Annotated in this window: 19 protein-coding genes; 10 read left to right on the top strand and 9 right to left on the bottom strand. The window is 41.9% G+C overall.

Going from position 1 to position 17685, the window contains the following annotated elements; translation table 11 throughout:
- Nucleotides 1–224 precede the first annotated feature (224 nt).
- Nucleotides 225–803 (top strand): DVUA0089 family protein, encoded by a 579-nt coding sequence (locus D1814_RS15975; protein ID WP_118494223.1) that lies wholly within the window; start codon nt 225–227, stop codon nt 801–803.
- Nucleotides 804–990: 187 nt separating this feature from the next.
- Here D1814_RS15975 and D1814_RS15970 read toward each other — a convergent pair whose 3' ends face one another.
- On the bottom strand, nt 991–1188 hold the full coding sequence (locus tag D1814_RS15970) for a hypothetical protein (protein ID WP_118494220.1): 198 nt from the start codon (nt 1186–1188) through the stop codon (nt 991–993).
- A 264-nt stretch (nt 1189–1452) separates the two neighbouring features.
- On the opposite strand from D1814_RS15970, the gene D1814_RS19635 reads away from it, so the two are divergent.
- Entirely contained in the window at nt 1453–1764 is a 312-nt protein-coding gene (locus D1814_RS19635; RefSeq protein ID WP_232368906.1) for a transposase, read from the top strand.
- A gap of 196 nt (nt 1765–1960) precedes the next feature.
- Here the strand turns inward: D1814_RS19635 and D1814_RS15960 are convergent, their stop codons facing one another.
- From D1814_RS15960 to D1814_RS15935, 6 genes are all read right to left on the bottom strand, one after another.
- Nucleotides 1961–2443 (bottom strand): hypothetical protein, encoded by a 483-nt coding sequence (locus tag D1814_RS15960; protein WP_118494217.1) that lies wholly within the window; start codon nt 2441–2443, stop codon nt 1961–1963.
- A complete protein-coding gene (locus D1814_RS15955; protein WP_118494214.1) occupies nt 2443–3165 on the bottom strand; it encodes a hypothetical protein in 723 nt (240 codons plus the stop codon). The genes D1814_RS15960 and D1814_RS15955 overlap by 1 nt, the downstream gene beginning before the upstream one ends.
- Nucleotides 3166–3508: 343 nt before the next feature.
- Nucleotides 3509–3805 carry a type II toxin-antitoxin system RelE/ParE family toxin gene (locus tag D1814_RS15950; protein ID WP_118494211.1) on the bottom strand — a complete coding sequence of 99 codons (297 nt, stop codon included), beginning with the start codon at nt 3803–3805 and terminating at the stop codon, nt 3509–3511.
- A complete protein-coding gene (locus tag D1814_RS15945; RefSeq protein ID WP_118494208.1) occupies nt 3793–4050 on the bottom strand; it encodes a type II toxin-antitoxin system Phd/YefM family antitoxin in 258 nt (85 codons plus the stop codon). The genes D1814_RS15950 and D1814_RS15945 overlap by 13 nt, the downstream gene beginning before the upstream one ends.
- Nucleotides 4051–4143: 93 nt before the next feature.
- Entirely contained in the window at nt 4144–4800 is a 657-nt protein-coding gene (locus D1814_RS15940) for a hypothetical protein (RefSeq protein WP_118494205.1), read from the bottom strand.
- A 15-nt stretch (nt 4801–4815) separates the two neighbouring features.
- Nucleotides 4816–7263, bottom strand: coding sequence for a zinc-dependent metalloprotease (locus D1814_RS15935; protein WP_118494202.1), 2448 nt, complete (start codon nt 7261–7263; stop codon nt 4816–4818).
- Between the two features lie 188 nt (nt 7264–7451).
- On the opposite strand from D1814_RS15935, the gene D1814_RS15930 reads away from it, so the two are divergent.
- Nucleotides 7452–8672 (top strand): aminotransferase class I/II-fold pyridoxal phosphate-dependent enzyme, encoded by a 1221-nt coding sequence (locus D1814_RS15930; RefSeq protein WP_118495415.1) that lies wholly within the window; start codon nt 7452–7454, stop codon nt 8670–8672.
- A gap of 136 nt (nt 8673–8808) precedes the next feature.
- Nucleotides 8809–9984 (top strand): saccharopine dehydrogenase family protein, encoded by a 1176-nt coding sequence (locus D1814_RS15925; RefSeq protein ID WP_118494199.1) that lies wholly within the window; start codon nt 8809–8811, stop codon nt 9982–9984.
- 183 nt (nt 9985–10167) lie between these two features.
- Here D1814_RS15925 and D1814_RS15920 read toward each other — a convergent pair whose 3' ends face one another.
- Complete coding sequence (locus D1814_RS15920) at nt 10168–11349, bottom strand: pyridoxal phosphate-dependent aminotransferase (RefSeq protein ID WP_118494196.1); 1182 nt, start codon at nt 11347–11349, stop codon at nt 10168–10170.
- A gap of 374 nt (nt 11350–11723) precedes the next feature.
- On the opposite strand from D1814_RS15920, the gene D1814_RS15915 reads away from it, so the two are divergent.
- The gene (locus D1814_RS15915; protein WP_118494193.1) at nt 11724–11987 is read left to right on the top strand and encodes a DUF7218 family protein; all 264 of its coding nucleotides are present in this window, start codon (nt 11724–11726) and stop codon (nt 11985–11987) included.
- A 122-nt stretch (nt 11988–12109) separates the two neighbouring features.
- Here D1814_RS15915 and D1814_RS15910 read toward each other — a convergent pair whose 3' ends face one another.
- Nucleotides 12110–12979 carry a sterol desaturase family protein gene (locus D1814_RS15910; protein ID WP_118494190.1) on the bottom strand — a complete coding sequence of 290 codons (870 nt, stop codon included), beginning with the start codon at nt 12977–12979 and terminating at the stop codon, nt 12110–12112.
- 206 nt (nt 12980–13185) lie between these two features.
- Here D1814_RS15910 and D1814_RS15905 point away from each other — a divergent pair, with 206 nt between their 5' ends.
- From D1814_RS15905 to D1814_RS15885, 5 genes are all read left to right on the top strand, one after another.
- Entirely contained in the window at nt 13186–13776 is a 591-nt protein-coding gene (locus D1814_RS15905; RefSeq protein WP_118494188.1) for a GrpB family protein, read from the top strand.
- Between the two features lie 249 nt (nt 13777–14025).
- Nucleotides 14026–14547, top strand: a complete 522-nt coding sequence (locus tag D1814_RS15900) for an RNA polymerase sigma factor (RefSeq protein ID WP_118494185.1) — start codon at nt 14026–14028, stop codon at nt 14545–14547.
- 5 nt (nt 14548–14552) lie between these two features.
- Nucleotides 14553–14912 (top strand): DUF6768 family protein, encoded by a 360-nt coding sequence (locus D1814_RS15895; RefSeq protein ID WP_118494182.1) that lies wholly within the window; start codon nt 14553–14555, stop codon nt 14910–14912.
- Between the two features lie 174 nt (nt 14913–15086).
- Nucleotides 15087–16076: a DUF1852 domain-containing protein gene (locus tag D1814_RS15890; RefSeq protein WP_162889836.1), complete on the top strand. Its 990-nt coding sequence runs from the start codon at nt 15087–15089 to the stop codon at nt 16074–16076.
- A gap of 145 nt (nt 16077–16221) precedes the next feature.
- The gene (locus D1814_RS15885; protein ID WP_118494179.1) at nt 16222–17262 is read left to right on the top strand and encodes a methionine synthase; all 1041 of its coding nucleotides are present in this window, start codon (nt 16222–16224) and stop codon (nt 17260–17262) included.
- Nucleotides 17263–17685 lie beyond the last annotated feature (423 nt).

Genomic DNA, 17685 nt, shown 5'->3' with positions numbered 1-17685 from the left:
GCGTGTGTTAGAAGTAACCATGCCAACGTAACGCTTTCGCGTACACATATTGTGTATATATTCCAGCGTCTAAATACTAAAAACATGTCAAAAAAATTTACACAACAGAAGAGTTCAACAAAAATAACTTTAATATCAGAACCTTGCGTGTGGCCCGCTTTTTGCTTAAACACTTTGCGTTATGTAAACGTATCAGTTTAGACATAAAAAGAATAAGGATTATTATGAAAACCGCTGTATTTGTTGTATTTCTGTTATTAGGAGTTCTTTCTAACATCGCGCATGCCGCATTAATTCATTTTGATGGTAATATTAAGTTTCACAACGATATTATCCAAATAGACTTTACTTTAAATCAAGATGTAAACAACATTCGAGTTTGGACGGATTCCTTTCAGGATGGTATTAATTTTGATCCTATTACTGCATTATGGTCGGCTAATGGAGCACTCATTCAGGAGGATGACGACAACGCACATGTAAATCCATCTACTCAAACTGATTTTGATTCAGGCTTTGAATTGCCATTCCTTGCCGCAGGCGATTATATTTTTACGGTAGCCACTTACAACAACTTCGCACAAGGCTCCGTTTTGAGTGATGGATTCCTGTTCGACAGTCAAGCGCCGGTTGAATTAGCGGATTGGACGCAACCGGCAAACGGCATTAATATGGGACCTTATTGGAGCGTATGGCTAGACGGTGTTGATGCCGCAACGAACCCTAACGTTCCTGTTCCTGCTCCTAGTTCATTATTACTATTTGCTTTAGCACTAGTAATGTTAAGACTCAAAAAGTCTTAATTCGAAAGTAAACCTTAATTAGTAATGTAGGTGAAAGGCACTTAGCTTTTGCCTACATTTCTCCCGCTTTCAAACCGAAGTTATTATAGATTTTAGTCTTTAGTTGTGACTATTTAATTCATCGTAGATTGTAGACCGATTTAAGGTGCCAACGTTATCAAAAAAGTACCACGCTTTTTCATTCGATTTAGCGTATTTGTAACAGGCTTCGAAGCGAAGCAGCGCTTCTAGCGGTCCAGTACGAAGTGCGTTCGTTGACAAACTTGTTATGCGTTTTTCTAATTTCACTATCCCAACTCTCTTCTACGTTTGCCAATTTTTCATCACTGTCTTTTAAATTAGTTTTAGCAGGTACAGGGTTGTAGCTAAAGCTGAATTTATCCATCGTGGTAAATAAAAATCCAACAGGGCAGAATTAAAAATGTCTAGGAAAAGACGATTAGCGCCAGCAGACTTTGCACAACACGTTATTCAAAGAGGCAATAACCGATTATATTGTTTTGCCTGTGAAAGTGACTACATGGCTTACATCCACTGACTGAAGAAATTTTCTCTACAAATTGATGTTCGCATTCATACATGGGTTAATGACTAATAACACTCTCCTTTTCTGCCCCCCCCTCAATATGATAACCGTGGTGTAAGCGCTATGATGCAGTCTTTAGGGCGCATGTATGTTAGGTACTTTAACCAAAAATACAAGCGGACTGGAACCCTGTGGGAAGGTAGATTTACCTCCAGCTTGATAGATTCAGAAGAAAATCTGCTTACCGTATACAGATACATTGAACTCAACCCCGTAAGGGCGAAGATGGTGTTAGACCCAGCGGAATATAAATGGTCTAGCTACCCAATAAACGCGTTAGGGGTAAAATCGACACTATGCTGTGCCCGCAGAGTATATTTATCTTTAGGGAAAACTGAAACTGAGCGCATGAAAGCCTACCGTAGACTTTCCTAGACTGAAATCTACCAAACACTTATTGGCAATATTCAGTACTGTTCAAAAAAAGAGTTAGTATTAGGTAGCAATAAATTTAAACAATAAATTGAAAACCTAACCGGTATAGCCCTAAAAGCGAAAGATTAGGGCGCCCCCCAAAAATGAGGGCTGAGTATTTTTGAAGGATTATGTACTCCGCCTCCTCTAATCTAAATTAAAATGGAGCTGTATCAATATTGATTTGATAAGGCTTACTGACAAAGTCGGCCATTTTTATACACTCCTTAACTGCAAACCCTCGTCCTTTGTAGCTTGCGAAAGCAACATGAGTATTATCAGTTAACACTGCATATAATCCATAGTTATGTCTGTAGCCTTTTTTAGGTATAGCTCTAAAACCTTTAATATCTGATAACTTATAAACACGTTTAAAAATAGTATATAAGCTACTAGACCTTAATTCCAAGGTTTGATTTGCGAGATCAAAACGGCATACATAGCCACCAAACGAACCACTCCACCCTAGCCAACATATAAACCCAGATACCCATATCGGTAAAGAATCTACGTCATTAGAACTGAACACATTAATTAACCCGATAAATAAAAAGAAGCCACACAACAAAATTAGTAATAACCGAGTTAACCTTGTTTGTCGATAAACAGCCAGTTCACTAGATAGTTTTTTAAAATACATTACAGCACTCCGTATTTAACTAAGCCGGCAATGGCTGTAAAAACAAAAAATGGCAGAGATAGTTTTACCAGCGATTTTCGATCCCATATTTCAATGAAGACGAAATCCTCTTTATTAAAGTCTACATCTTCCAAATGAGGTTTTGAGTTAGAATTTTTAGTATTATGTGTAATTTCAGGTGAACTATATAATTTACTTTGGGAAAACCTTATCGGCGTTTTATTAGGCCAATTCGATATGGTTTCAACAGCAGTAATATTATATTCCGTATATAAAAACGAAATAAACATATTAGCATCTGTATAATGTTTAAATTCATATAACTGATCAGCAAACTTAATTTGATAAGGGCCTTTCGTACCTATACTACTTAGTTCAAATGATAGTGTATCAAACGATGTAACAACTTTACTTTTTTTAGAGCAACCCCATAATGCGGTTTTTAAATTAAGCTGTTTTTCTGTCTTGTTAAACTCTAAACGGCACTTTCGACCAAAAAGTAATATAGATATACTTAAAAATAAGATTGTCAAAATCGCGAAGAAAATACTTTCCCCTCCATCGCTATTAACTGTCATCACAATACTAGTGATTCCTGGAATAAGCATAGTAAACGCAAAAAACTTGCTTATCATTTCGCGCTTTGAGGGAATTGTTGTATTACCACTCTTATCTGTTTTGAGCACTTTTTTTATAAGCTTGGATAGATTGTTATATTCCATTACTTCAACCTTAAAAATTAGGTATTACCTTATTTACATTAACATAAAGTAGCCAAGTAAACCTTACCTCACGATACATATATCGTTTGTTATACAGGAGGAAAATTCCTATCTCCAATACACCAGTTAGTTTAAGTCCCAGAAATTTCAAATGCATTTGATATGAAAAAATGACCGTCCTCTATTCGCACATTGCCGCCATTTCAATTGCAATTATCCAATGGCCGCTTTACGTACTTTTCTGCCATTTAATTTCAAATATTCGAACGGCTGTTTCTGGCACTAACCGGAAGTAACGAAAAAAACTGCAGTATTCACCAAATGTATTTAAAATGAATCAACGCTAATCTAACAAAAAGCGTCTGAGATCTTGTTCTTGCCGCATTACATGCAAGATAAAAACTTTGCTACCCTCGAATTTATAAAATATTCGACAGGGCTTCACATAAAGCTCGCGGTAATTTAGAGATGGTAATTCAGAAACTGACTTTCCTGATGTAGGATATTCCTCAAGCATGTCTACTTTGGCGAAGACTTCTTTAACCAGTTGCTTTGCCGCAACTAAAGTAGAAACCGCTATGTATTCAGCAATATTGTCCAAGTCATTTAGAGCAGGTTCCGTCCATACTATTTCAGCCATTTATCCATTTTCTCATTGGCCTGCAGGTTAGTTAAAACGTCATCATTTCTTATTGCCTGCTCACCTTTTGCAATACCTTCCAGAATCGACATGCGCTTTTGCATCATCTCATAATCATCAACATCGACTAAGTAAGCCGATGGCTGACCATGCTCTGTAATCAAAACAGGCTCTTTTGAAGAGTGCAGGTCTTGCAAAATCTTTGTGGCTTGTCTCTTCAATGTAGTAACTAATTCTACTTTCACTATGCAGGTTCCAGCTTTCAAATGTACCACTATAGTATCACTTGTCGATAACCACACAAGAATTCATTCACTCGACGCTGAATTACAAGCTAACTAACCACACCCTACTTCACCCAAACTAACGCGATATTTAAATTCACCACGCTGATTAAATACGTCAAAACCATTATCAGAGGCTTTAAGCTCTATCTCCCGTACCCAATGTGTCTTTTCAATAAGCTTTAATTCATAGCGGTTTAAAGGAAGTGGGCATTTTAGATAAAAATAATGGTAGGCCGTACCCATGGCACCTGGGTCTGCGGTAAACACGTAAATAGTGTTATTTTCTATTGCAAACTCTTTATGAAAGTAGTCTCGGTTAGTTCCTAGTGTTGCATCAATCAGTACACCTAATAGACCTATCGCAATCTGAATGAGCGCCACTATTGCTAAAACACTGCTCAAAACAATAGATAACCATTTACTTTTAACAAGATGCCTAAATGTACCGTGTTGCTTAAAAAGCAGGTACACACCTGCGCAAAGCGCTATAAGCTTAACTAAGGCTAACGCGTCGCCAACCTGTGACATAAACTTGGGGGAATGGTAGTTTAAGCCCCACAGCACACCGCCATGCAGACTTTCTACTAATGGAACTATTATTAGAAGTAGCACTGCGAGGAAGGTAGCAATCAAGGCCGCAAAGGTTTTTTGCGGCACTTGCTTGTTACTTGGGCTATGGTTTTGCTTTAATTGCGTTGTCCCTAACATTAATTATCAGCTTCCTTAAATCGGCGAACCTGGCGGCAGGGGCTCTACTTCAAAGCTACTTGGCCATGTCTTACTAGCCCAATATGTATCAAACTGCGCTTTCAGTATTTCATACTGATTGTCGTCAGCCTTATCGTCTAACCATTCGCTAAATTCAAGCAAGGCGAGTTCAGCTTCCATTCTTACTTCAGGCGCCAACTTATCGTTAGTTACTGCTTTCATCACCGCATTCAAAGCCACCAGCTGTAAGCGCTTTGCTAGTGGGCTTTGCGTCTTATTTTTATACCAGTGTACGCTAAGTATTTGCTTCACTAGCATTGAAACGCCTACTTTTTTGCGTCTATCGTTAGTGCTTCTTGTTTGCCATTCTAAGCGGTTTAAGCGTTCTGGGTGTAATAGCAATTCAAAAGCAAAGTTGGATGCCGAAGCTGCGGCAGAAACCGGGTCTAACATTAACCCCATTTTGCCCTTAAAGTGCTCGCGGGTAATATCGTCACCGTAGGCTGTAGGTGGAATAAGGGCGAGTACCGACTCAGGAATAGTCAGGTAATCGGCGGTAGTCGCGGTCAGTAACTGTTGCATTGCGCGTTGCTGCACCGCGGGTGCTACAAACTGTTGGCCCTGCGCTTGGGTGTAATCTCCTTTACGTTCATATTCATATACTAAGCCGCCTACTTGCTTTGCTACAGCTTCTAGCTGATAGCGGTGTAGCAGGTAAATAGGCACTAAAGTATTTTCAAGGGACGATAAACTGCTGTTTGGGCTTAAAGTATCTAAGCCTAAATTGGCTAATGCCTGTTCGCGTACTTGTGAAATTTCATCAAAGGCATCTAGCGGGTTGCTCCCGTTTTCCCACATATGGCCGTTTGCTGACGCATGACGGCTACTGCGGGTATCTGGGTCTGATTTAAAGCTTAAGCCCTCGTTGCGACCTTTTACAATAATTTTTGCCAAGGCTTCGGCCTCTTCTACGTCGCTGGCAAAGTCTTGATAACCATATGCTACGGCGTGTATATCCCATGCGCCTATACCTTTGTCATAAGCGCCTTCTAAGCTAATTTTGCCATTTTTAATGCTAATTTTGGGGTGAGGATAATCCATCACTGACGCACGGTTGTTTTCACTTGCTGCAAAATTGTGTGCTATGCCTAACGTATGCCCTACTTCGTGAGCGGACAGCTGCCTAATACGATCTAATGCCATTTCTTGCTGCACAGTGGTGTCGGTATTACCCTCTTTAAACGGGCTAGTTAGGCCAAGGGCAATTAAATAATCTTGTCTTACACGCAGCGAGCCTAAAGTAACGTGACCTTTGATGATTTCGCCCGTACGTGGGTCGACAACCGAAGAACCGTACGACCAACCGCGCGTTGCGCGGTGCACCCAGTTAATGACGTTGTAACGCACGTCCATTGGGTCGGCCCCTTCTGGCAATACTTTCACCTGAAACGCGTCTTTATAACCTGCAGCTTCATAGGCTTGATTCCACCAGCTCGCCCCTTCTTTAAGTGCCGTCATTACCGGCTCAGGAATGCCTGGGTCTAAATAATACACAAGAGGCTCTACTGCTTCGCTCATTGCAGCATGCGGGGTTTTCTTGTGTAAACGATGGCGGGTAATAAAACGCTGTTCGGTAGGCTCACTTATAGGCGTGGAATAGTCAAAGTAGCTGAATTTCCAGTAGCCTGAGTATGGGTGATACTCTCTGGGCGTGTAGTTTTCATCAGGCAGTGCCACAAACGAGTGATGTAAATGAACCGTCACACTTTCTGGATCGGGTGTAACTTGCTGCACGTATTCGCCCGGCTTTTTACCAGCAAAAGTGACTAAAGCTTCTAGCTCAGTGTTTTTTTCAAAGCCTTTGGTTTTAGGTAAGTATACGCCGCTGCGCATTTTATCAACGCTGAAGCTACCTTGGTTAGTGCGTGCCATGCGATTGCCGATGCCGTGAATATCACTTAACAGAAAAGACGTATAGTCGATAAGGCTGGCGTTGTCGCTTTTCGCTACCAGCGTAAAACCAGCAATGACCGAATCTGCGAAAGCTTCATTAATACTCTGCTTTTCGGCGTCGCTACCGTGGGTTGCACGGTATTTGGTGTTGTGCTGCTTCAATAAAACTTTGTTACCAAATTTTTCAAAACTGACTAAGCGCGTATCGCCAAGTTGCCCGCGATCAAGGCCTATATCGTTTGAACCTACGCCATATGGCAAACTGCTTTGGAACAAATATTCGGCATCGCTTGTTGGCACCGCCAAGTAAACTTTGTCGCTTACATCATCATAGTAGACGGGGATCAACCCGTCTTTTTTAGTCATTTCGCTGGCGAATTCAGCAATGCTTGGCAGCGCTGCCCAAGCTGAAGATGCAGACACGACAAACAATACCGTAAACGCAATAGCTGATTTACCCGATGCTTTCACCTGTCGCGCGGCTTTGTGAAAAATGTTCAATTGCAGCATGCAGTTAGTCCTTATTATTGTGAATTTCTAGCCTACCCTATGTAAGAGATTTTGCCCATGGTAATTCGTCGTTTTAACGCCCGCGCCAAACTGACCACTTTTTCTGGATAATTTACTTGAATCACAGCCAAGAGTAAGCCCTAATTGCGTTATCGATTCAACCAGCTCAAACTATGAAGGGTTTAATTTTGAAGTTTACCTCTCGCGCTACCGCTATTTCTCCGTTTCTTGCCATGGCCTATGGCGAAAAAGCCACCGTACTAGAAGGGCAAGGTAAAGATGTTATTAGGCTTAATTTAGGTGAGCCTGATTTCGGTGCACCTGCGGCAGTACTTGCAAAAATGAAAGAAAGCTTGGACACCCCTGATTTTCCCTATACCTCTGCATTGGGTATTCCAGAACTACGTCAATCAATCGCTAGCTTTTATGAAACCCAACATGATGTAAAACTAAGCCCATCACGAGTCGTAGTTACCGCTGGTGCTTCAGGCGCGCTACTTTTGGCAAGCGCCGCATTAGTAGAGCCTGGCGACAACGTGATATTGGGCGACCCATCTTACCCGTGCAATCGACGCTTTTTAAACGCGTTTGGCGCAGAGGTAACGCTAGTGCCAACACGCAGTGAGGATAGCTTTCAACTAACCGCAAAAAGTGTTGCCGATAATTGGAAACACAACACTAAAGGCGTGCTTATCGCCACACCTGCCAACCCTACAGGCACGGCGATAGATATAGACGAGCTGTGTAAGATTGGACAATACTGCAAAGCCAAGGGTGGCTTTTTAATTGTTGATGAAATTTATTTAGACCTAGCACTTTCATTGGATGGTCGAGTCAATACTAGTGCCTCTCAATTAAATGAGAACAAAGGCGCACTCCAAACTGTACTTGCATTCGAAGAACTGCGGGACACCGTGGTAGTTATAAATAGCTTTTCAAAATACTTTGGGATGACGGGCTGGCGCCTTGGCTGGTGCGTAGTGCCTGAGACTATGACCCCAATAGTCGAAAAGCTCGCGCAGAATTTGTTTATTTGCCCCTCTACCCTTTCTCAAAAAGCCTCCCTTGCGTGCTTTACCCCTGAAGCCTTGGCGCAGTGCGAGCAAAACCGCAACACGCTAATAGAGCGTGCATCTCTTGTTTTTAATGCACTTCAAAATATGGGGCTTAGTTTGGATGCTCAACCCGACGGCGCGTTTTACGCTTACATCAACATTAAGCATACAGGCTTAAGTGCTATTGAATTCTGTGATGCTCTGCTGTCGCAGTATTATGTGGCGCTGACACCGGGCAATGATTTTGGCGAGCATAATGCAGATCATTATGTAAGGCTTTCTTTCGCTACCAGTATAGAGCGCTTGAATGAGGGACTGGCTCGGCTAGCTACTTTTGTCAAATCATTGTGCTAGTTACTTTGTATCCACTGTTTAATTTCGTGAATAGACAAATATTACCTAAAAAAATGATAGATATGGGCGCTAGTGCGTATATTGGGGAGTGCATTTTGATGACACGTGTCGAAACGGAATAAAACAGGACAAAACAATGAGTAACGAACGCGAATTTGATGTAGTTATCTTCGGTGCTACAGGTTTTACGGGCAAACTAGTGGCTGAATATTTTCAGGCGCAGTATGGCAGTGACAGCAATGTTAAATGGGCAGTTGCAGGTCGTAACGAAGCTAAACTTAATGATGTAAAACAAGAACTAGGCATTAGCGATAGCGTTGCTAGTATTGTAGCCGACGGTGATGATGCCGACGCGCTTGACGCAATGACAAAGCGCACAGCTGTTGTACTGACTACCGTAGGGCCTTATCAAATTTACGGCGAAAAGTTACTTTCTGCGTGTGTTGATAACGGTACAGGCTATACAGATTTATGTGGTGAGCCAGCGTGGATGCACCAAATGATCAACAAGTACGAAGCAAAAGCTAAGGAAACGGGTGCAAACATTGTGTTCTCTTGCGGCTTCGATTCTGTGCCCTTCGATTTAGGTGTTCACTATTTACAAGAACATGCGAAGAAACAAACCGGCGAAGTAATCGAATATGTAAAAGGTCGTGTACGCAAAATGCAGGGCACGTTCTCTGGCGGTACAGCTGCTAGCCTAAAAGCAACCATGGCTGCGGCGCACAAAGACAAGTCAGTAATGGCAGCACTTATCAACCCTCTCTCGCTAACCGATGGTACGACTAACCAACCTCAGCCAGATGGCAACAAACCATATTTTGACGAACAGTTAGGTACGTGGGTAGCGCCATTTATTATGGCGGCTATCAATACTAAGAACGTGCACCGCTCTAACTACCTAGCTGGCTACGCTTACGGTAAGAATTTCCAGTACGATGAAATGATGATGACGGGGCCTGGCGAGAAAGGTGAAGCCATGGCAAACCACGTCGCTAAAGATAAGTCGCTGGCTAGCGATGATGGCCCTAAACCTGGAGAAGGCCCAAGCAAAGAAGAGCGCGAGAACGGTTTTTACGATGTGATGTTTGTAGGCACAGCCACCAATGGTGATATGCTAGCGGTATCGGTTAAAGGCGATAAAGACCCTGGTTATGGCTCTACCAGCAAGATGATTTCAGAATCGGCGCTTTGCTTGTGTAAAGACGTAAACCTAACTGGGGGCTTTTTCACACCAGCAGCAGCCCTAGGCGATAAGTTAATTAGTCGCCTAGAAGAAAAAGCAGGCTTAACGTTTGCTATCGAAAAATAAGGGCACAAATAAGGGCTAAAATAGAGGCTTAAGCAAGAGCTAAAGCAAGGACTAAAGTAAAGTTTAAACTTAGTCTAACCTATAAAAAGCTAGCGTGCATTTTCGCACAATTAATATGAAAAAAGCTGAACACAAATAGTGTTCAGCTTTTTCTTTCTGCGCTAGGTCTTATTATTGTTGTTTCTAAGCAAGTACTGCTTTTAATGCTTTAACGCACGCGTCTGTTTCTGCTGGCGTACCCACACTTATTCGCGACCATGAATCGTAACCGGGCCAGGTGCGCCCTACTACCTTTATACCCTGAGCTTTCATTTTCTCCGCAAACTTGTCGTGCGGCATGCCGGTATCAATGTAGATGAAATTCCCTTGTGGATTCGGCGCATATGGCTGCTTTAATTCTTCGGCGACTTTTACTAACTTGTCACGTTCAGTTTTAATCCGTGAACGCATGTTGTTTAGGTTCGCGTGGTCATCCATGCTAGCCATACCCGCAACGAGTGCCAAGTAGTTTACGCCCCCCATACGCAGCATACCGCCCATGGTCTTTGCTTGGTCAGCCGGCATTATGGCGTAACCTAGACGCTGGCCTGCCATGGCGTGAATTTTCGAAAACGTACGGCAAATTACTACGTTGTGCCCTTCCGAAATAAGCTTCGACTGAACGTTAGCCGGATAAGCATCAGACATTTCAATATAAGCTTCATCTATAAAAACTTGCGCTTTCTTCGACACGCGTTTAGCAAAAGCGGTAAGTTTGGCCGCATCTACCATGCTGCCTGTCGGGTTATTTGGGTTACACACATAAACGGCGGTAGTGTCTTCAGTCACTGCTGCTTCAATGGCGTCTAAGTCGAAAGTCATGTCATTAGCGAGGGGAACGTAAGTGACATCTGCCCCCATAAATTCAGCGCCTCGCGGCACACCTTCATAGGTTGCCATAGACGTTACTAGCTTATTACCATTTTTCGTGATCCAGTCGGCATAACCAAAAAGGATAGGTGAAGAGCCATTTGTAATTACTATTTGATCGGCAGAGACGCCCTCTTGCTTAGCAATTTTTTGCGCTAACACTTCAACCGTAGCATCGGTATAGCGTGCTAGGTTTAAAAGCTCGCTTTGCATGGCTCTTGCCGCTTTTTTCGAAGGGCCGAAGGCGTTTTCATTCGACGATAAGCGAATAAGGCCATCGTTCACGTTAGGGGTAGCCGACGGAAAATGTTCTGTGGGCATTCCGGCAGCATGCAGGTCGCCCATTATACTATCGACACTTGTAGTTAGTGCCACGGCACCAGCCCCTAAACCTACGGATTTTAGCCAATTACGACGTGAAGAATTAACTGTGGTTTGTTGGACATTTTTATTCATATTTCGCTCTGCCTGCCATCTACATTCCCTTTAGACTAATGGCTTAATTTTTAACGTGCAATAGCCTTAAAACGCTAAACCATTGACATAATTGCACTTTCCCTGTGCAGGAAACGCACTAAAATAGACAACACAAGAAGTTTGAACGTGTTAAGCGGTAACATTGCGGTGCAGCACCTTTTTACCGATTTAGGCGTTTGCGATGAATGACATTTTTTCTCGTATTAGCAACAAGACTATTACTGACTAAACCTATTGCTCTATAGCCTGAATCTCCAAGTAGCTACCCGAACCTAAACCATCTAGGCGAATACCAAGTATGAAATAATAAAGACATCACAGCCTCTTTCACCATGCACAACAGGAGTTTTAAAATGGCTACGGACCACGGTAACCAAATAAAAAACGATGATACTTATGAAGCCCTTCGCGACGAAGGCTATAGTAAAGAAAAGTCAGCGCGCATTGCCAATGCACAAGCCAATAGTAAACAAACTCCGTCAAAAGACGGCGGCAAAGCAAATAAATACGAAGATCGCACTAAAGATGAGCTCTATCAAAAAGCCAAAGAAGTCGGCATCGACGGGCGTTCAAACATGAGTAAAGACGAGTTAATTGATGCGCTGCGTAATCATTGATTGGGGCGGCGCATGCTTAGCTATTCATCTTGTAGCTTGACATTTAGCGGCGTACTGGCAGCATGCTACTGTATTAAAGTTCAGCCGCATTCCGTTGTTCTACGGTTTCTAGAAAATAAAGGTTACCTTTTAAACGGCATCAATAGCATTGCTCTATAGTCCGGCTGAACATCATCAATACCAGTATCTTTCGTATCTGCGTCTTTGAACGTGCCAAATAAACGATCCCATACGATGCATACACAGCCATAGTTGGTGTTGCTTTCACTGATAACTTGAGAGTGATGATGAATATGGTAACGATTAGTTGTGAAGAACCAGCCAACCAACGCTGAGTTTAAATGCAAGTTGCTATGTGCAAGTATGGCAGTAACTGCCGTTAAAGAAATAAATGCAGCACCAACGGCTTCTCCGCCTAGAAGAAAGCCCACAATAGCCCTCGGAAGTATAAGGAAAAACCCTTCTAGAGGATGGTTAGCAACAGCATTTAGACCGCTTAGTTTTTTAAACGCATGGTGTGCACTATGACCTGAAAGCCTCCAAAGCCATCCCCATCGGTGAGACGCCCTATGATACCAATAGTTAACAAATTCAAATGCTGAGAAAATTAGCAACACTTGCGCTATCTTAGGCCACTGCGAAGGCCAAATGTCTAATCGCCATGCTTCGCTTAAACCCGCCATCCACTTAAAAAGCGATGCTTCATACAGTGTTTCTATCAATGCATATGCTGCCCCAGCAAGGAACACGAATACCAAAAGTGCGGCAGTTTCACCCGCGCTTTTTCGCCATTCAGGGCGCGCCGGTATAGTAATTTCAAAGAGTGTAATAATACAAAATGCTGCTGTGATAAATAAAATATGCGTATCAAGGGAGGCGTTAGTATGAGCCAAGTAAAGAGAAGCAGCTATTAATATAGGCTGTAAGGCCCAATAGACTATTTGACGCGTTCCGTGTATTAAAAGCGCACTAAACGAAGTTTCAACACTCATATCAATTCCTTTTTAAAATTCACTTCCATCTGCGAAATTTGTTGTGTGTTCTTGCGTCACACATCACTCTAGAGGTTATCGCACCTTACTAAAGCGAATTTGATTAATAAACAAGCGAAATGGTTTAAGTTGTTACAATTTGCTACCTTATTGTTTCTAAATGAAAAACGAGCCGAGTTTGTTATTTAACGCATAAGGGTTGCACGATGAAACACCACGAGCGAGATAAAGTTGAAATTGTCCCCTATAAAAAAGTGTGGCTTGAGCAGTTTGAAATTGCTAAGCGCTGTTTATTAACTGCGCTAGGCGATATTTGCGTGTGTATTGACCACATTGGCTCTACTTCTATTCCCAACATGCCAGCGAAAGATCGTATCGATATTCAAATTGGGGTTAATGAAATGTCTCCTGCTATTTGCGACACGATAAATCAGCGAATAAGTAAATTAAACTTGCCTAACGCTTACATGAGTCAAGATCATTTACCGCCTAACGAATCATGCCTTGCGGACTGGCGTAAAATTTACCTGCAAGGTGTCACAGACCAATGGCCGTTTAAAGCGAATATTCATATACGAAAAGTAGGCGCAAAAAACTTTAAGTATGCTCTTTTGTTCAGAGATTATCTTAGAACTGATGACGATACAGCAAAGACTTACGCGTTCTTCAAGCAAACCCTCTCCTCCCAAACTCCAGACGATAGAGACTTATATTCACAACTGAAAGATCCGGTCTGTGACCTAATTATGATTAATGCTCGGCGTTGGGAAGACAGGCAGCCTTCAATATCTGACTAATAACGGTTGCTCTTTTCTAATTTATGGCATGAGTGATTTGTAACAACGCTTCTATTCTTTATGTTTTGAAAATGACCTCATTTTTTCTTTAATAATATTTTTTTCAGAAACTTGAAAAAGTCGCGAACCAAATTAAGTCCAGCTTCGTCTTTCTATTGTTTTTATCAGGGAACTAACAAAAATGCTTATAGCAATACTCTATTTGGTAATGCAATTCCTATTAGCACTTATTGAATTAATGCTAAGCGTATGAAAGAAGCAGAGATTGAAATATTAGTATTAAAGCTACAGGCTGGACAAACAGAGGCTTTGGGTGAACTATACGCACTATTACATGCAAGCATGCGTAAGTACGCAGCGATTAGAGTAGATGATGCTATGGTCGCTGAAGATTTGGTTCAAAACGTTTGGCTGCAAGTCTCAAAACGTGTAATGCGACTTAGAGATGTATCACTATTTAGGAGTTGGCTATTTAAAGCATTGCGTTGGGAAATTACTGACTGGCACAGAAAAGCTGCAAAAGAAGTCGTGTCATCGACGCTTCCCGAAAAACCTAACTGTAACAGTAAAAACGACGACACCTTTGTGCTTCCTTTGCTTGAAAAGCTCGTAGATGAGGAGCGTGAGGTAATAGCACTTTATTATTTAAACGATATTTCCGTGCGAGAAATAGCACTTATTATCGACTGTCCGCTTGGTACGGTGAAATCTAGATTGCATAGAGCACGCGAGAAACTCAAGCAATTATTAGAACAAACAGAAGAAAGGTAACTGAAATGAAAAACGATTTTGATAAAGAAATTTCGCAAACCCTTAAAAACCAAGCACAGGAGTTAGACGCTATGCTCGACGGCGGTATGTTTAACTACTTGAAATATGGTTTTGATAAAAGTTTTGCAGGCATAATGAAGTTAGGCTATGCCATTGCAATAGTACTATCGATTGTAATGTTTTGGGTAGGTTTTAAGTTTTTTACCGCTATGCCAGAGGAACAATTGTTTTGGGGAGTATTGCTAATTCTCTCTTTCATTGCACAGGTCACAACTAAGTTGTGGATTTTTATGCAGACAAACCGAAATATCCTGTCCCGTGAATTACGCATGATGGAACTACGCCTATCTACACTAGAAAAATGACTATTGATCCAAATCAAGGGGAAAATACTTAACACCATCAAGTCATGAGATAATTTCATGCAAAAATGAAATTAAGTCATTTTTATTCATAGATAAAACCGCGTATAAATTGACCCATAGCTTTTACAGCATTCACATTACTCGGTTTAATCTTAGGAATAAAAGCGCATTCTCATGAACAAAAACGTGGATACAAATTTCTCTTTTACTATAAACAGCGTTCAGTTTAATGAAGATTATCGCCCTTCAGACAACACGCGCATTACTACTAATTTTGCAAATTTAGCGCGAGGTGAGCGCCGAAAAGAGAACTTACGCGATGCGTTAAGCATGATTAACAATCGGTTTAACGCGTTAGCTAGTTGGGACAATGAGCGTGGTGACCGCTATGCTGTTGAATTAGAGATAGTATCGGTAGATATTGACGTAGAGGGTAACGGCAAAACCTTCCCTACTATCGAGATTTTGCAAACTAACATTGTTGATAAAAAAACGGGGAAGCGTACCCAAGGTATTGTGGGCAACAACTTTTCGTCTTATGTTCGGGATTATGATTTTAGCGTTCGTCTTTCTAACCATAATCGTGGCCAATCATCGTTCAGCGTACCTAAGGACTTTGGCGATCTGCACGGTAAACTGTTCCAGTATTTCGTTAACTCAGAAGCCTATAAAGCACATTTTTCAAAACTCCCTGTTATTTGCTTAAGTGTTTCTGACAACAAAACCTATCGCAGAACGGAGAACCAGCACCCTGTTTTAGGCGTTGAATATCAACCTAACGAGTCTTCGTTGACCGAGCAGTATTTCAAAAAGATGGGCTTAAACGTTCGTTACTTTATGCCACCTAACAGTGCCGCGCCTTTTGCGTTTTACTTCTTTGGCGACTTACTCAACGACTATACAAACTTAGAGCTTATAAGCACTATCGCGACGATGGAAACGTTTCAGAAAATCTATCGCCCTGAAATCTATAACGCTAACGCGCAAGCAGGTTTAAGTTATAAGCCGAATTTGAAAAATAGCGATCACTCATTAACACGCATTGTGTATGACCGCGACGAACGCAGTCACCTTGCCATCGAGCAAGGCAAGTTTGTGGAAGAGAATTTTATTAAGCCTTATCAACATAGGCTACAGCAATTTACAGCAAGGTACGCCAGATAAACCCTCTGATACTGATTGTTGGTAACTTGCTCGTTGCCAAATGCAATCAAGGGCTCACTAAGGTGAGTCTTTAAATTTTGCTGGGGCGCTACGGCCTGCCCCACAGGCATTCACAATAATTACTGACTTAAAGAATACGAATCACATGAAAAAACTACTCCCCACCTCTATTGCCGGCAGCCTCCCAAAACCATCGTGGCTTGCTGAGCCTGAAACCCTGTGGTCGCCGTGGAAGCTAGAAGGCGAAACATTAGGAGAAGGCAAAAAAGACGCACTGCGCATTTCGCTTCAGGAACAAACTATATCAGGCATTGATATTGTGTGTGACGGTGAGCAAACCCGTCAGCATTTTGTAACCACGTTTATTGAACATCTTGACGGCGTTGATTTTGAAAACCGTAAAACTGTGCGTATTCGCAATCGTTACGACGCCAGCGTACCTGTCGTAACACAAGCAGTTAGACGACCCAAATCGGTGTTCGTTGAAGATGCTAAATTTTTACGAAGCCAAACTGATCAGCCTATAAAATGGGCGTTACCTGGTCCAATGACAATGGTCGATACCTTATACGACGACCACTATAAAAGCCGCGAAAAGCTCGCGTGGGAATTTGCAAAAATTCTAAACCAAGAAGCGAAAGAGCTCGAGGCCGCTGGCGTAGATATTATTCAGTTCGACGAACCTTCATTTAACGTATTCTTTGATGAAGTGAACGAATGGGGAATTGCTGCGCTAGAGCGCGCTATTGAAGGGCTAAAATGTGAAACTGCGGTACACATTTGCTACGGTTACGGTATTAAAGCGAATACCGACTGGAAGAAAACGCTAGGCTCAGAATGGCGTCAATATGAAGAAAGCTTCCCAAAGCTAGCGAAATCGAACATCGATATGGTGTCATTGGAATGCCACAACTCCCATGTTCCTATCGAACTCATATCCTTGCTAAAAGGAAAGAAAGTGATGGTTGGTGCCATTGATGTTGCCACCGATACCATAGAAACCCCAGAAGAAGTGGCCGCTACTTTGCGCGAAGCTTTGAAGTACGTAGACGCAGATAAGCTCTACCCTTGTACCAATTGTGGTATGGCCCCCCTTTCACGAGATGTTGCACGAGGGAAACTTGAAGCACTTAGCGCTGGTGCTGCGATAGTAAGACAAGAATTAACGCAAAAGATCAGTGCATAGCATTCTTCCCGTTTCCCCTAATTAGCGTTACTTTAATGCTTTTTAGGGGAGTTTTCTCGGGGTATAGATAAAACCCTGCCTTATCTTACCTCATCTAATTGTCAGCGAAATAACAACCCATGCGTTATCCTCGTGACATAATTAAATGGTTGCAAGCGTTCGGATTAAAATAAAATTACTCGTATAGCAAGCAATCATTATCCAGTGTAAAGAAATCTGCAAGTCGTTAATCGTCCAAAAACCACTCAGCCATTGCGATAAATTTAAATCTTGATTAACACTTTTATTAACAATTCAAAAATTAGCGTTAAAGTAACGAATAATTAGGTTAAATTACGAAACCAATCAAACGCTGGTGCGATTTAAACTAGAGATAACATTAAACTTCATCATATGGGTAGTTTTTTTGTTGACTTAACGCAG

The sequence above is a fragment of the Alteromonas sp. BL110 genome, from assembly GCF_003443615.1.
GTDB lineage: Bacteria > Pseudomonadota > Gammaproteobacteria > Enterobacterales > Alteromonadaceae > Alteromonas.
This window is presented reverse-complemented; position numbering and strand designations above follow the sequence as displayed.